Genomic DNA, 16,203 nt, shown 5'->3' with positions numbered 1-16,203 from the left:
ACTAATTACCATTCATAAAAAAAGTGATGTATGATATGCTAGTTACTCTGGAATGATAAACATAAGACATTAAACATATTATGTCCATGTCTGACCATTCTACAAAATATTACAAAATTATTATAATTAATACAAAACCTCTATTTGTTAAACTTTCTATTACATTTTATAAAAATAATTGATTTATTTTTATAAGGTATTATAATTGATATCGTGAATAATTATTTGGTTACTATGTTTGATAAGACTTAATAATTGAATAAAATGATGTAAACTATAAACTGAGGTGTTAAAATGGCCTTACAGAATACTCAACAAGTAGCAAAATTTAATGCAGCTATTAAAGAGATAGAAATATCTAACAAAAAAAGTCTTGTATTTAGATTTATAAAACGAACACTGGATTTAGTTTTTTCTTTAGCAGCGTTCATTGTCACTTTACCTTTTGTATTGTTGTTTATCTTATTGATTAAATTAGAATCGCCAGGCCCAGCGCTATTTATACAAGAGCGTGTAGGATTAAATGGCAAAACGTTTAAAATTTACAAATTAAGAACAATGCGTTCTGATGCAGAAGCAAATGGACCACAATGGGCAACAACTGATGATCCTCGTATTACGAAATTAGGAAAATTTTTACGTAAAACACGTATCGATGAACTTCCTCAATTTATTAATGTGATCCGTGGAGATATGAGTATTGTTGGACCACGTCCTGAACGTGCTTTCTTTATTGTAAAGTTTAATCATGAAGTTCCTGGATTTACGAACCGTTTAGTTGTTAAACCTGGTTTAACTGGATGGGCACAAGTAAATGGTGGATATGAATTAACACCAAAAGAAAAATTAGACTTAGACTTATATTATATTGATAACCAATCACTTGGACTTGATTTCCAAATCATGTTTAAAACAGTTGCTGTTGTTTTAACAGGTGAAGGTGCACGTTAAAAGAGAACAAATTTGTTCTCTTTTTTTATTTTCAGAAAAGTTACCCACAATTTTGCGAGTTATCAATAGGTTATTAACAATTTGTGGATAACATTTAAAGATTATCCACAATTAGTTGTTTACAAATAAAAATCGTCCAACAAGAAATCTACTAGATACGACAAATTTCTCCTTTACATAAATTTAATAATCCAATTTCCCTGTCGATAACTTAATAAGTTACTCACAAGTTATCCACATATTTTCCTTAATAATTGATTAAAGTCTTCTTAAATTAATTTTATGAATGAAGTGTATGTCTTTATTCGCCTAAATTCATATTATTCCCTAATTTTTTTCTTTGCACTGGCCCACCATCCGACAAAATATTCGATTCTTTTAACGGTATAATGTATTTAGCCGATGATAGTTAAGACTTATCTACACATACTATTTCATCTTTTACCATTTTTTAGTATGATTAATCTACTAATCTATCGAATATTAGAAATGAGGGGTCTGCTTGAAAAAATTTATGAAATACAGCGCTGTACTTTCTTTGGCAGCTAGCTTACTATCACCTACTTCAACCGATGCAGCAGTTAAGAGCATAAGAAAAACAAACTTTTTAAACGCACATGCTCCGTTACCTTTCTTTACTAATCAAAATCAAATAAGCGACTCTACATATGTTGTGAAATACAAAAGCTCTGTTTCGAAATCGATTCATGATCGTGCAGGAATGAGCGTTGTAAAGTCTTTTCCTTCACTAGGCTATGATATTGTTAAGTTAAAAAGTGGTAAAAAATTAACAGGCGCGTTGAATGTTTACAATCAATACTCTACGATTAACTCAGTTTCTCCGAGCGTGCAATATAAATTAATGTCGAGTGCAGCAAATCCGAAAGAAGATGAGGCTTATCATTTAAGCCAGCTTAAAATTTCAAGCGCTCAAAAACTAGTTGCTAAAAAGCCAATTACAGTTGCTGTCATTGACCAAGGTGTAGATACGAGTCATCCAGACTTAACTGGTCAAATACTTGGAACATATAACGTAGTTGATCCAGCTATCCAATCAGTGAGAGATTTCCATGGTACTCATGTTGCCGGTCTGATTGCAGCCAAAAAAGATAATAAAATTGGAGCATATGGTATAAACCCAAATGCAAAAATTCTTTCTGTTGATGTATTTGACGGAAATGATTATACTTCCGACTACACGATTTCAGAAGGAATTTTATATGCAGTTTCCAAAGGGGCAAAAGTGATCAACATGAGCCTTGGTGGGACAATGTATAGTCAAATATTAGACGACACGATTCAATATGCAATTAGTAAAGGCGTTGTCGTCGTAGCAGCCGCTGGAAATAGTGGTATAAGTGAATATAGCTACCCTGCATCATATGATGGTGTTATTTCGGTCGGAGCAACAAATAGCGAGAAAAATTTAGCAACGTTCTCGACGTACGGTCCGGGAGTAGATGTTGTTGCACCAGGAGAATTTATTTATAGTACGATCTACGCTCCATCAATTGGAAGTACATACTATTATTTAAGTGGTACATCAATGGCAACACCGATTGTATCTGGAATTGCTTCTCTATTAAAAACGAAATATCCAAATCTATCTTCTTACGATGTAGAACAAATTCTTGAAGAAACTGCTACTGATCGAGGCACAAAAGGATACGATATTAAATACGGTTATGGCCTAGTTGATCCAGTAAAAGCATTAAACTATGATCTTAAAAAACTAGTCTCATATAAAAAGGCTTCTGATGCAGCGATATTTGATGGTGCGTCGAATGTTCAGCTTTCAGATAACGGAGAAGCATCCTATTCTGATAAAATGACAAAACCACATCAAATTGATCGCTATAAAATAAGTGTAAAAGCCGGAGATTCTATTGGACTTACATTAAAAATGGCAAAAAATTATGATGACCAGCTTTCACTTCGATTCTACGAAGGAAATAGTAAAACATCTTCGAAACCATTAGTAATTGACGATGTCCTTGCTGGAATGGATGAAGGAACCATTTACAATGCGCCAAAGGATGGCACACTTGTTATTGAAGTAATGGACAAAAACGCAAGATACAACTTAAATGGAAGCTCTAATTTTAATTTATCAATTAAAAAGAAACTTAATATTAATGAAGAAACTGGATCAAAAACGAACCCAATCCCAGTTACATCTCTTCGTTTTGATACAACTAATTTAAATGATGACTCATTCCTTTTATTTAATAAAGGAGATACAGGTGCTAGATATCTTTCATACAGACCAACCGATGATGAAACAGATCTATTTTCAATGGGTGCACTACCAGGTCTAAATACTTCGATTAATGTATACACAAAAGATAAGTGGGACCAGTATGTTAACACACCTAATGCAAAGCAGCCGTTACCTTACGTTTCAATCGATCATAACGGAAAAAGCGAGGCTGAAAAAGGGACAGTTACATTAAAAAAAGACACAGATTATATTATTGAACTATCAAGTGCACCAGTTTCAGTCTTTTCTTTACCTTTATATGAAGCACAACCAGATCGACCAAATACAATTCCAGGATCGTTTGAAAAAGTCCAATTTACGATGGACAAGTTAAACTTACCACCTGATGAAGATGGTTTAACAAACACTTCTAAACAAATCGATTTAACAAATGGTTTAGTAAACCAATTAGAAGATTCAACGCCAATTGATGATGATACTGTCAGCATGGATTCTGCGGATGTACATCAAGTGCTAGATAAAGCACTTCCAGTTACATCTGGTCAAACAATCAATGCACATATGCAAGATAACCAGGATGTGGATTGGTTTAAGTACACACCAACTAGAAATGAAATAGATCAAGTAAATATTAATGCGAGTAAAGATCAACAGTATTATGCTCAAGTGTATGTGTACAATCAAAGCGAAGATGCTTTTGAGTATGTAACATCAACACTAAATTATTTCACTGATCGCGATTATTTAGCGAAAAATAAAGACTTATTCGCTGGACTTGAACGAAACGTAACTTATTACATTCGAGTTTCTTCATTTAATGGAGTATCAGATGTACCTTATGGATTAAAATTAATATCTCACGGTGAGATTGAAAGAGATGAATTTGAACCAAATAATTCATTTGGAGCTGCTAAAACACTTAAAAGCTATGATGAGTTATACGGTAATTTCACAACTTCATCTGACGTAGATTATTATTACTTTAAAAACAATAGTTCATCAACCGTTCTAAAAGGCTTTGAATTTGCAGCGATGGGACTTGACCAAGACGATCGACTTCCAACTAGTCTAACGGATGATCTACCAATAAACATTACAGTTTACGAAGACTCAAATGGTAACAAAAAATTAGATGGAACTGAACGTGAAAAAGCAACCTTCTATCAAAACTATGGTGACATCACAAAAGGTTCATTCCAAGCTAAACCAAATCATGGCTATTTCTTTGAAGTAGCAAATGCGACACCAGAAGTTCCAAACCTTCATGATTATGCGTTCCGATTCTATTCATTGAACAGAGCTGATGAAGATGCAAAAGCAAAATACAAAAATGGTATTCCTTCGATTCAACCACCATTAAAATATGTTGGTAACAGCACGTATCTTGGTTTAGGCTATTTAAACGCAAATGTCGCAAATGGTGATAAAGATTATTTTAAATTTGTAAACGATAAAGACCGCAACGTTTCATTCAGATTAGAAATGCCAATGGCTGGAATGAACGGCAAAGTAACATTCTTTGATCCTAACGGAAAAAATTTAGGCAGCTTCAACCGCTACACATATAACGACCCAGAAGTCGGCCAAATTTGGTTGAAGAAGGGAACTTACTACATTCGAGTAGAAGAGACTAACGGTATTTCTGATTACGATCAGTACCAATTAACAATTACGAAGAATTAATACGTTATAAAAGAGAAGGATTTTTAGATCCTTCTCTTTTTTATGTGATTTTTGGGTGGAAATTGCAGGTTAGTGTGTAATTTGAGGATGTTTTCTTAGCTTTTTTATTTGCACTCCCCCTGATTTAATTGCAGTTTTGGCCATTTTTATTGCAGCTCTAGTCTATTTATTTACACTTTCCCCTGCTTTATTTGCAGATTCTACATTTTTATTTGCACTCACCAGATTAATTCTAAATTCAACTTGTTTATTTGAAATGTACTACCTACAAAAAAATACGATGCAATAAGAAACGCTTCTTATCACATCGTATCTATCATTAACGTACCGTAATGTTTACACCTGTTTTATTGTTCGCTTGGTCATATACATTTAAGACTAATTTAGTTTTAGCCTTTTGTGTTGGTTTAAAATAAACGGTAAATTGCCCATTCGAACTTACTTTTCCACTACCAATTTGAGTACTTCCTTTATAGACTCTTATAGTAGCTCCTTTTTCAGCAGTCCCTACGACTTTCGTAGATGTTACTGATTTAATTTTTGGAGTAGCTGGTGGCGTTTTATCAGCTACTTTAAAACTATTCTGTGGACTCACGTTTCCAGCGTTATCCGTAGCTGTTACGCTAACTGAAGTGCCAACTTTTTGCTTTGAAATCGGAAAACTATAACTTCCATTTTTAGCAGTTACACTCTTTTGATACTTGTTATTAAAGTAAAGCTTAACTGTAGATCCTGTTTCAGCTTTCCCATAAACACTAGTCGAATGATCCGAAACTTGATTCATTGAAGGCTTACCTGGTTTTGTTTTATCAATTGTAAAGTTAATTGTTGATATAGTAGTTGCTCCATCCTTCACAACTAAAGTGTATTTGCCTTCTTTACTTACGGTTTGGCCGTTATTAATTACTACTCCATTTAATAATGCTGGACCTTTATTAAAAACAATTTTCACATCTTTATTGTAAGCAGTATTGTTTTTTACTCCGATTACAGTAGCTTCCTTCACTTTTGTTATATAAGCAGAAGCGATATACCCTGAAGTTTTTCCATCAATTGATTTAACCGGGAACCATACAAATCGATTTTTACTGTCATATGGCATAGTGTATTTGAAATCTCCATCAATCACAAATACAGTATTTATTTTTTGAGCTGTACTAGAGGATGAAGTAGTAGGCTGAGTTCGTAAATTTGCATTATCCTTGGTTACTTTAACAATATCCCATTTTTTTAATAAATAATTAGATTCGTGTAACCCACCCGGAATATCATATAGTGGCTGTTTAAACTCAATGCTTTCAGCAACATTTGGATCGTATTCAAAATCATCATATTTAAATGGATATTGAGCAAGATATGTGTGCAAATTTTGATCTTCAACTAAATAACTATCCTGCTCAATGTGAGTAAATACTTTATCTTGATAAGTTTTCCAATTTCTAATAATTGCATGATCATCATTTCTTATTAACGGACTATTCACAGGCATCGTACCATTGTATGCCATAACAGGAAAATACCAGTTTTCAATGCTATCTCGCCCTGCTCCTTTAATTTTAGGAAGCGTAGATAATCCATACTTTTGATTTAAAATGTTAACACCAGTTTCAATATTATAAACGATGTCAGTTTTTAATTTTACAGTATCGTAGCCTTTGTCAGTAACTTGCATAATACCGTATCCATTATCCGTTGAAATATAAGGCTGGTCTTTTGCAGCGAACTGTCTCCAACTAGATTCCTGCCCAGCAACTCCAATTACAACTTCAGGTGGAATGTTCTTACTTAGAGCTGCATTAATTAATAAACAATTAATTTGCTGATTAGATGGATTATCATTTGATTTGATCTCCCCCATTGACGAACATTTCGAAGACCAATCTGTCGTTGCAGCAGAAGCTTTTCCGGCAACTAAACCAATCGATAGAGTTGTTAATAATCCTACTTTCAATAATGTTGATTTCAAAATTTTACTCCTCTCCAATCTAGTTAATTTTTAATCTATTTTTAATTGTACCATATAAACTTATTAGACCTTAAAATTGTTAAACAATTAATCTATTAAAAAAGTGACTCAGAAAACTGAGCCACTTTCGTTTTTATTTAAGTTCTTGCTTCACATATGATGCTGAAATCCATCCAATTTTGCCATTAGCTAATGTGATTTCATACCATTTTTTCGTACTATCCATTTTCAATGTACCGTCTGCTTGAAGGTTAATGCTTACGTAATCGTTTAGATTTAATACACCGATTACATTATCTGCACTTGTAGTTGCAGATGAACGAACGTTTAAACTATCCGATGTAATTCTACCTAAGTTCTTAACAGCAATCGTACGAGTATAAACATCAAATTTGATACTGTTTGTCCAATAAACTTGTCCATCAACTGATAATTTAACCCAATAGTCATTTGCCTTTTCAAGTAGAAGGAAGTTCTTTCCTGCAGCGATTGATAATGCTTTCGTTGAATCTCCTTTTGCATTGAACAGATCGATATTTCCTTTTGCAACTGCTTGGATATTTGCTGGGAACACATCACTTCCAACTGGTGTAGGCGGGCTACCAGGAATCGATGTGTTTGGTTGTGCTTTGTCATAGTATGCTTTATCATATGGAAGAATTTTTTGCATATGTTGAGCAATTGCATTTCCCCAATTATAATCACTTGCATAATAGAAATTCATACCTTCACTAGCTTCATTAATTCGATTGCCAGACATATCTTTCGTACTAAAACCAAGGTATGGTCCTTTATACTTCCAGTTACTTGGATTTAAGTAAGTAGATTTAATTGTACGTGCAATATAATTTATATTTTCTTGTACACTCATAAAACGATATGAAGCCACAAACGGCGTTGCATCGTATGAACCAAAGCCAAATAAGTTAGACTTCCCTAAAGAAATTTGTGAAGTACCGAATCCACTTTCATGGATTGCGTGAGCTGCTAAATAAAGTGCATTTACACCATATTGTTTTCCAGCATCAACAAATAACTGTCCTTGGCCAGTCAAAACACTCTTTACGCCACTTTTAGCATTTATATAATTCGCAATGTAAGTGTTAATTTGAGCAGCTGTTACAGGTGATGGTGTACGTAAATCAATAAATTGGTAACTGTTTCTAGTAGTAATTGGGTCACCCGTTTTCACTTGTTTCAAGTAAGTTCCAGAAACAAATCCCGTTTTCCCATTATAGCTAACCTTGTACCAATTGTTTGAAGCCTTTTCAGTTGCTACGATTACTTTATTAACTGGTATCGTTGTAATTAGAGATGAAGACGCATCATACGTTTGACGTACATTTAACTCTGACGTCGTAATATAGGTTGTGTCAGTTATATCAGAAACTGTTACATCATCATATTTCGCAACATCACTAGCGCTTACATAACCATATCCATTTCCACCGTTATATGAAACCCTATACCAATCACCAATTTTCGCACTAACTTGAAGAACAGTATTCCCCGGAATTTCATCTAACTTTTCAAAATTATTGAACGTTTTATATACTTTAGTAGTGTTAATGGTCTTATAATTTGTTGGATTAAATTCCGTTAAACTATTTGCCGTTACATCTTCACTCTTTACATAAAGGTTTTTTCCATTATAAGTAACTCTGTACCATGTCTTACCTACTAGATCTGTCGCTTTTTGAGTCGAAGCAAATCCATTATCTCCGTCAACTGTGTCCACTTCTGGTTTTGTTGCGTCTGGAGTAGAGTATAATTTCGTTACGTCTTTCGTAAAATAATACGCAGTACTTGTCGGTGTATATACTATTTGAATGTAATTTACTTTTGCAAAGTTACCAATATAGATATACCCTGTTTTGCCACTTAACGTAACTTTATACCAATTTCCGATTCGGCTTGTTGATGAAACGGTTGTACCCGCTGGAATACTTACTAGTACTTTAGATGAAGCACCATATGACTGGTATAGAGCTGTATTTTTAGTAGCTTTATATTTTGTTTGCGCGAATGATGATGTTGCACCTTTTGTTACATCTGCGCTATTTACGTATAAAGTTTTTCCGTTATAACTTACACGGAACCATGTTTGCCCAACGCTATTGACAACGTTTTGCGTGCTGCTAAATCCGTTATTCGCTATAACTGAATAGACTGCAGCTTTCTTTGTATCAGGTGTTGAATACAATTTTGCAGTTTTATTTGTAAAATAATAAGCTGTGGTCTGAGTAGTATATTTATAGTATTCCTTTAAATAAGAACCACTTACCCATCCAGTTTTCGAACTATAAGTAACTTTATACCAATTACCATTTCGTTGCGTTGCAGTAATGACTTTTCCTTTTGGAATCGTCGTTAATGCTTTATACGATGTACCTGCACCTTGTCTTAATGTTAGATTTGCAGTTGTTTGATAATTAATTTTAATGTTTACGACCGCTGCACTCGCTTTTGTTGTTTCTAGACCAATTTTAGGATAGGAAATGGTGGAGGTCCCTACTAATATACCAGTTGATACTAAAAGTACTTTTCCCATTTTTTTCATGTTTCTTTATTCCTTTCCTACTAATTTTTTGTCTCCGTCAAAGAAGATTATGTATAATCCACTCGTTTTTCCGGTAGAATTGACGCAGATCTTGCACCTTAAATGAACAGAGCTTTTCATTAAAAAAGACATAATTAATCGCAAGTTATACGTTTTCATTAAGTGTAAAATAGAAAAATATTAAACTAACAAAACGAAAGAATAAAATAATTGCAAAATCATGTAGCAAAATTACACTTTAAAATATAATTATAAAATAAAAATGTCTATATATGTAAGTTTATACAATAATTATATCGGTAAAAATAGGAAATTGTTTCGTTTTATCGAAATGTATATTAATTTGTAACGGAATTGACACAATGTAATAAAAAATGCAAAAAAGTCCATAAAGAAGACATTTTCCTCTTCTAAATGGACTATAATTTCCCTTCAATATTATGTTTTAGTGGTACGAAGAACTCAAAAAACTTTGTTTTCTTTAGAACTTTCTCACTATATGTGAAATCACCATAACAATATGGATATCGGAAATTTTTCTTATTATTATTACAAGTATAAAGCTTCGGGTTTGTATCTACCATTGATAAAGAATAAGTTTTTGCAAGCTGAGTAGAATGTTTACCACCATGTGCTTTTACAAATTTTATATAGGAGATCCCCATATTATAGCTTTGTACAATCGTTTCTAGATCAACACCCTGTTTTTTACCGTAGGAATACACATCTTTAAAGTGAGCTACTCCTTGTTGTATGCTTTTGGAAGAATCTTGAATACTATCTTTTGCAAGACCTAGTGATTCTGATGCCTGCATCGGATCTTTCCCTTTACCTTTTGTTTCTTGCATCATAAGACCTAGTAATAAAGGAGTGTATTCTTCTAAATTATACGCTTTTAATTCGGTATAAACTTGTGATTCATACTTTAACACATTTTCAAAATAGTAACGATAGATCGCAAATAAACTTATGACTGACATTAGAAGTGTAAACAAAAGAAGTCTTTTAATAAATTTCCACATTTTTATTCTTTTTCATTACCTCCAAACTATTCATCCTTTATTCATTATATCGAATATTTTCAATTTAAAAAGCAATGTGCTAAAACTACATATATTTGACATAAAAATGAGAAAAAAGAAATATTTTTTTTTACTAAATTTTAATAAACACTAACCCTTTTTACTATTCACACTTAGTCCATGCGTTACGAACCTCTAAACTTAGTTGTTCGTTCATAAAATTTGTCTACATAAAGAAAAGAGCCCTCCTTTAGGGCTCTTTTCTACTTTAATTCTTTCACTTCTTCGATGCGATCCATTTTTAGTTCATTTTTTTCTCTTGAGAAGTGATATGTTATTTCAAAGGATTTTGTGTTTGTTTGACCATTTTTATCAGTTATTTCATACGTTTCATTTGTTGTAATAATCATGCCTGAGTCATCTTGCTTTGAATTTTTCATTGCAAAACTTACAAGCTTTTGAGTTGTATCTTTTTCCCTTACTTTATCTTGGTAGTCCTTAGACTCTAAGAAGGCTTGACCATTTTGATTGAATAAACCGTTGATTAGTTGCTTTTCTTCTAGATCAGAAGAAGGCTTTGGACTTGGTAAATACTTATCAAAAAAGCGTTTCAGTCCAGCGAAGAATCCCCCACCATCTTCTTTTTGAGGATCAGGCGTTTCGATTGGTGTATCAAACATTAAATCGACATATTTTCCTGTAACTGGAATATCGTCAGTTTTTATTAACTCACCATCTTTTTCGATTTCAGCGTGAACAACTGTTTGACCATTTAATAAAAACGGCCCAAAACGATCTAGTTCGCTAATTTTTTTACCTGTATCTTTTCCATTTACGAATAGTTCTGCGTCTGGTTCATTTGAATAAATTTGGACATAACTAACATTAAAGGTTAATTCCTGTGTTAATTTATTTTTTTTAGCAGATGAAAAATCGATATCTACTGCATCTTCAACATCACTATACGTACCTTTGTAAGAAACAGCTAATGTATATTTACCCGGTAAGATTTTATGATAAGTCTTTTCGTATTCTTCTTTCTTCAAATGAGTAATTTGATTGATTAATTTTAGTTCAATTTTATCAATCGGTGATGTAATCTTTAAATCAAATGGTTCTGCACTTATGACATACGTTTGATAAATTCCTAAAAATTTACTACCTTTTTTAATCGTAAGTACATGGTTTCCATTTTTATCGATTAATTGGCTGTTAACTACTTTGTTATTTTGAACCATATCTCCAACTGGATTTACTAAATCAGAGCTATTCATATAATCCATAAATGCGATGACAGACTCTTCGTCTAAAGATGCTTGTGTACCACCTTTTTGGAGTATATGCGTAACTTCTTTATAGTTATTGTCTGAAACAGCTTTATCAAAAGTTTTCACTAATTTTCCAGGTGAATTTAAATAACTAAACGTAAAATGGGTAACTAAAATGACGATAATAGGAATTAAAATCATTAACCATTTTCGATTTAAGTTCGGTATTCGTTTCGTTCGATTTGTTCGTATACTCGCTCTTGATAAAGAGCTTTTGTCTTCCAATTGAGTATTCATTTATCGTTATTTTCCCCTTAATTTTTCATTCAGCATGTTTGCTAGCATTTTTCCCTAACTATACAAAAAAAGGCTCATTTTAAAGGTTTGTTGACGCAATTTTTTGGAGTTAATCAACAATCTTACGAATGAGAGCCTTAAACTTTAAAATAAATAAACTATACTCTATCATACTATTTTTTGTTTAATCGGTAAAAAGAAATTTTTATTACAAATTTTGGAGGAATTAATTGCCTCTGTTTTTACTTATATTTTTGAATGACAGTGTTAGTTCTTCCTTGGTAAACTATAAGAATTGAGACATAGGAGGAACATACTTGAAGGCACTAGTTAATCGAAAAGAAACGATTTATTTTATTTTACTATTAATAACTAGCATTCCACTTTATTTATTACTTATTTTAAGTGGTGTTGGACTGATTGTTTTAGGAATTTTAGTTATTTTACCAATCATTGCTCATTTAGTTTTCACTGCTCATATTCGAGTAAATGGAGTAAAGATTACTGAAAGACAATTTCCAGAAGTTTATTTTAGAACAAGAGAGATTTCAAAAGACATGGGCTTTTATTTTCTACCGGATGTTTATGTCATCCAATCTGGTGGACTATTAAATGCGTTTGCTACACGTTTTTTCGGCCGAAATATGGTCGTTTTATATTCAGATCTTTTTGAAGAGATTGAGACAAATCCAACAATCGTTGATTTCGTAATCGCTCACGAGCTTGCTCATATTAAACGAAACCATATTATGAAACAAGCCTTAGTATTACCGGCAAATTGGATTCCATTTTTAGGCTCTGCTTATTCACGTGCGTGTGAATATACTAGTGATCGAATGGCAAGTCATTATATTAATAATTTTGAAGCTTCAACTCAGGCACTAACAATGCTTGCTGTCGGACGTAAGTACTTCCAAACAATTGATCAGCATGAATATATGTTAAATAGTAGCCGTGAAAAAGGATTTGTTATTTGGTTAAGTGAGAAATTCATGTCACATCCGACACTTCCTAAACGAATTGATGCTCTCTACCGTTTTCATAACATAGAAAACACAGTTGAGTTTAAAACACCAAAACGAGTTTACGGAATCGCAGCAATACTAATCGTACTGTCAGTTGGAGCTTTAATTGGTATTGGAGCACTAGCTGATAAAGCAATCCCAATGGCCAAATCATTTGTTGATGGTTATGAGGCAGAAAGTGAAATGCCAAAGGATACCCCATTAACAGCAGCCGTTCTTGATAATGATATTGAAAAGGTTAAGAAATTGATTAAAGATGGCGCAGACGTAAATGAATTAAATGGAGACTCAGAATCACCGCTTTTTACAACAACTTATCTTAATGATGACCATATAGACTTAAACATGCTTAAGTTATTACTTGATAGTGGAGCTGATCCTTCCATTGGAGATCAAGACGATTGGACTGTTTTACATGCGGCTGTTTCAATGGGAGACAAGGACGCAATTGACCTGTTATTAAAATACGGTGCAAATATTAATCAGCAAGATATTTACGGAGAAACACCAATTTTCGAAACAACTTATGAGGTAGATGATGTAAAGACATTCCAATATCTAGTTGATAAAGGAGCAGACTTAACCATAAAGAATGCCGATGGAATGACTGTAAATGAAGTTGCAAAAGACAATGGCGCTAAGAAAATTTTAAAATGGTTTGATAATAAAAGTGAGTTAAAACTATAGGTGCAGGCTTAACGCAGATGTTAATTTTTACTAAAACTATATAGTTCACACCTCATCGTTTTGGATAAAATTTCAGTTGATTTTAAAAAAAGCAAAGTTCAGTTAAATGAACTTTGCTTTTTTTTACTAATAAGCTTAATTATTTTATTGCATTATAGCTTGAGATAATTGAAGAAGGAACTGTAACGTATTTTACTGTACGATCTTTCTTCATATATAGTCCGCCGCCTAGATTATATCCGTATTTATCGATACCATAAACAGCCGTTTCTGTTCCTTTTACTACTGTTTTATAATAATAAAGTTTACCAGATTTTAACTTGTAGATTTTTGCACTGCTTACAGCAGTTGTTTTACCCTTCATTCCAGGTTTATATTCTACTTTACCCCAGAAGATTTTTGGTTGTACTTGTAATTTATATGGTACTTGCTCAAAATCTCCACTAGAGTATTGTACTTTTACGTAATAAGTGCCTTTAACAAGGTTTACGTTACCAAGTGATACCGCCTGGCTCTTACCTTTTTTTGTATAGACTGTTTTTACCGTTTTATTATTACTATCAACAATAGTAGCTTTAAAAATTGTTGATGGTGCTTGAGACATATTCAGTGTAATGTTTGCATTTACAGGTAAACTAACTTTATATGTATCTACATCATCTTTCCATGACATGATTCCATTGTAAGTAGTTTTAAGATTAATAGGTGTTGCAGTTGAAGCTGTATCATTTAATTCTAGTTCTGAGTAATTATCCGCAGTAAAGTTTACTTGTGTTCGGTAAAACTCATTATAATCTTCATCGTTCTCATAATCATGTGTAACAACTAGATAATACGTGCCCGGTTTAACACCAACTGAAAAAATATTATATACAGAATCATCTGCTTCTGGATCGGCCTCTAATGTCCAATCCTCAACTACATTATATTTTGAATCAACTAATAGATAATTTAATTCTACATTTGGTGAATACGTACCACGTACTGTAATCTTACCTTTAGTTGTTGTATTGAATTTAAAAATATCATCTGCATCTGCATCTGTATAACCAGTATAATATTTATTTAATGTCAATGGAGTTGCAGTCGTCGGACTGTCGTTTGATTCTTTTTCATAATAATCATTACTTAAACCAGAAATTCCTAAATGATAAGAATTAGTCGTATCAGTAATCGTACCTTCATAAACATAAACCTTTAAATAATATGTACCAGCTTTTAAACCTTCATTAAATGCCTCTACTGAATTTCTACCATCAGTTAAAATCTCACTCTGCAATTCTTCATTTTTATCATTATATAAGGCAATTGCGATGTTTGCAGTGCTTAATTGTGATAAATTGACCTTAATTGCTCCATTTTTAGCTAATATGAATTTATAATAATCCACATCGGTTTTATCCTCAAATGTCCCCTGGCTATCATTTGAAAAAGTATAAATTAAATCATTTGTTGGGCTAAAATTAATTGGTGTTGCCGTTTGAATCGTATCGTTCTTTTCCACTTCAGAATTCATTTCGGCAAAACCTACTTTAGCAAATCCCGCGAATGCTGCCAAAGCAATTACAAACGCAGTTAAGTAAGATAATAATTTCTTCATGCTGTGCTCTCCCTAAGTTGTTTTAAATTATTTAATGCAATACTATTTTAATGTATTTTTAAAATAGTTGGTATTAAAATGTAATCTATTTAATAAAATAATGGGAATTTCTTTTGCGAGATTATGATTTCAAAACGAAATTAAAAATATCTGGTTTATTCATGAAAAAAGAGGTAGAGAGTTAAATTTTAACTCTCTACCTCTTTTTTGCCTTATTAGTGTAACTACTCTCTTGCCTTAATAAAGTTTAGATTGTATTTTTCAACATCATTTAAAGCACCATTATAAGCTGGATTTGGATGATACCATGACTTTGCCGTAAAATAGATTGTCAAATCGCTAGACTTAAACACAAAGCCATGCCTTGCATAGATTTCATTTCTTGCTAAACGTAAATCACTTGGCGATAGTCCTTTGATATCGGCATCTGTTAATTTTCTTTGATTACTTACCGGTAAAAGAAATTCATTTGATTGCTTTTCTTTTTCAGTTGCTTTTGTTTCATTTTTAGTAGGTTCTTCTGCAGGTTTTTCAGTTTTAGTTTCAACTGACTTTTCTTCTTTTGAATCTTTTTTAACTTCCTTAACAGCTACAGTCTTTGTCGTAACATTTGGTGGTATCTTACCTTCGTTCATTATTTTTGGATAAACATAAAAAATCGCTGTGGCTCCTAATATTAATCCTCCAGCTATCGAAATTATTAATGTTACATATCGTTTACCGATCATTTCACTAAACTGTTTTTGTTTTCTATGTTCTGATCGACTTTCAGCTTTATGTACTTCCTTATTAGCCAAACCTTTTCACTCCTCTAATCAAGTAACTAAATAGTAGGTTCATCATATTATCTAATTAATTTCCGTAAATCCTTTACCTTTAATAGAAGCTTAATATGATATTAATACAATTGAAAAATCCGTTAA

General features: G+C 32.5%; 9 protein-coding genes. 3 read left to right on the top strand and 6 right to left on the bottom strand.

The window, feature by feature from the left end; translation table 11 throughout:
* Nucleotides 1-294: 294 nt before the first annotated feature.
* Entirely contained in the window at nucleotides 295-951 is a 657-nt protein-coding gene (locus B7R67_RS11500) for a sugar transferase (RefSeq protein WP_088070561.1), read from the top strand.
* A gap of 502 nt (nucleotides 952-1,453) precedes the next feature.
* Nucleotides 1,454-4,855, top strand: coding sequence for a S8 family peptidase (locus B7R67_RS11495; RefSeq protein ID WP_088070559.1), 3,402 nt, complete (start codon nucleotides 1,454-1,456; stop codon nucleotides 4,853-4,855).
* Nucleotides 4,856-5,174: 319 nt separating this feature from the next.
* Here B7R67_RS11495 and B7R67_RS11490 read toward each other — a convergent pair whose 3' ends face one another.
* From B7R67_RS11490 to B7R67_RS11475, 4 genes are all read right to left on the bottom strand, one after another.
* Complete coding sequence (locus B7R67_RS11490; RefSeq protein ID WP_158095083.1) at nucleotides 5,175-6,821, bottom strand: Ig-like domain-containing protein; 1,647 nt, start codon at nucleotides 6,819-6,821, stop codon at nucleotides 5,175-5,177.
* A 133-nt stretch (nucleotides 6,822-6,954) separates the two neighbouring features.
* Complete coding sequence (locus B7R67_RS11485) at nucleotides 6,955-9,381, bottom strand: SH3 domain-containing protein (RefSeq protein WP_088070557.1); 2,427 nt, start codon at nucleotides 9,379-9,381, stop codon at nucleotides 6,955-6,957.
* Between the two features lie 419 nt (nucleotides 9,382-9,800).
* Nucleotides 9,801-10,403: a lysozyme family protein gene (locus B7R67_RS11480; protein WP_088070555.1), complete on the bottom strand. Its 603-nt coding sequence runs from the start codon at nucleotides 10,401-10,403 to the stop codon at nucleotides 9,801-9,803.
* 263 nt (nucleotides 10,404-10,666) lie between these two features.
* A complete protein-coding gene (locus B7R67_RS11475; protein ID WP_088070553.1) occupies nucleotides 10,667-11,968 on the bottom strand; it encodes a TcaA 3rd/4th domain-containing protein in 1,302 nt (433 codons plus the stop codon).
* Between the two features lie 317 nt (nucleotides 11,969-12,285).
* Between B7R67_RS11475 and B7R67_RS11470 the strand changes: the two genes are divergently transcribed.
* On the top strand, nucleotides 12,286-13,680 hold the full coding sequence (locus B7R67_RS11470; RefSeq protein ID WP_088070551.1) for a M48 family metallopeptidase: 1,395 nt from the start codon (nucleotides 12,286-12,288) through the stop codon (nucleotides 13,678-13,680).
* 139 nt (nucleotides 13,681-13,819) lie between these two features.
* On the opposite strand, the gene B7R67_RS11465 is transcribed toward B7R67_RS11470, so the two are convergent.
* Both B7R67_RS11465 and B7R67_RS11460 read right to left on the bottom strand, forming a co-directional pair.
* Nucleotides 13,820-15,280, bottom strand: a complete 1,461-nt coding sequence (locus tag B7R67_RS11465) for a pre-peptidase C-terminal domain-containing protein (RefSeq protein ID WP_088070549.1) — start codon at nucleotides 15,278-15,280, stop codon at nucleotides 13,820-13,822.
* A 224-nt stretch (nucleotides 15,281-15,504) separates the two neighbouring features.
* Complete coding sequence (locus tag B7R67_RS11460) at nucleotides 15,505-16,077, bottom strand: YARHG domain-containing protein (protein WP_088070547.1); 573 nt, start codon at nucleotides 16,075-16,077, stop codon at nucleotides 15,505-15,507.
* Between the last annotated feature and the right edge of the window lie 126 nt (nucleotides 16,078-16,203).

Source organism: Gottfriedia luciferensis, assembly GCF_002156865.1.
Lineage (GTDB): Bacteria > Bacillota > Bacilli > Bacillales > Bacillaceae_G > Gottfriedia > Gottfriedia luciferensis.
This window is presented reverse-complemented; position numbering and strand designations above follow the sequence as displayed.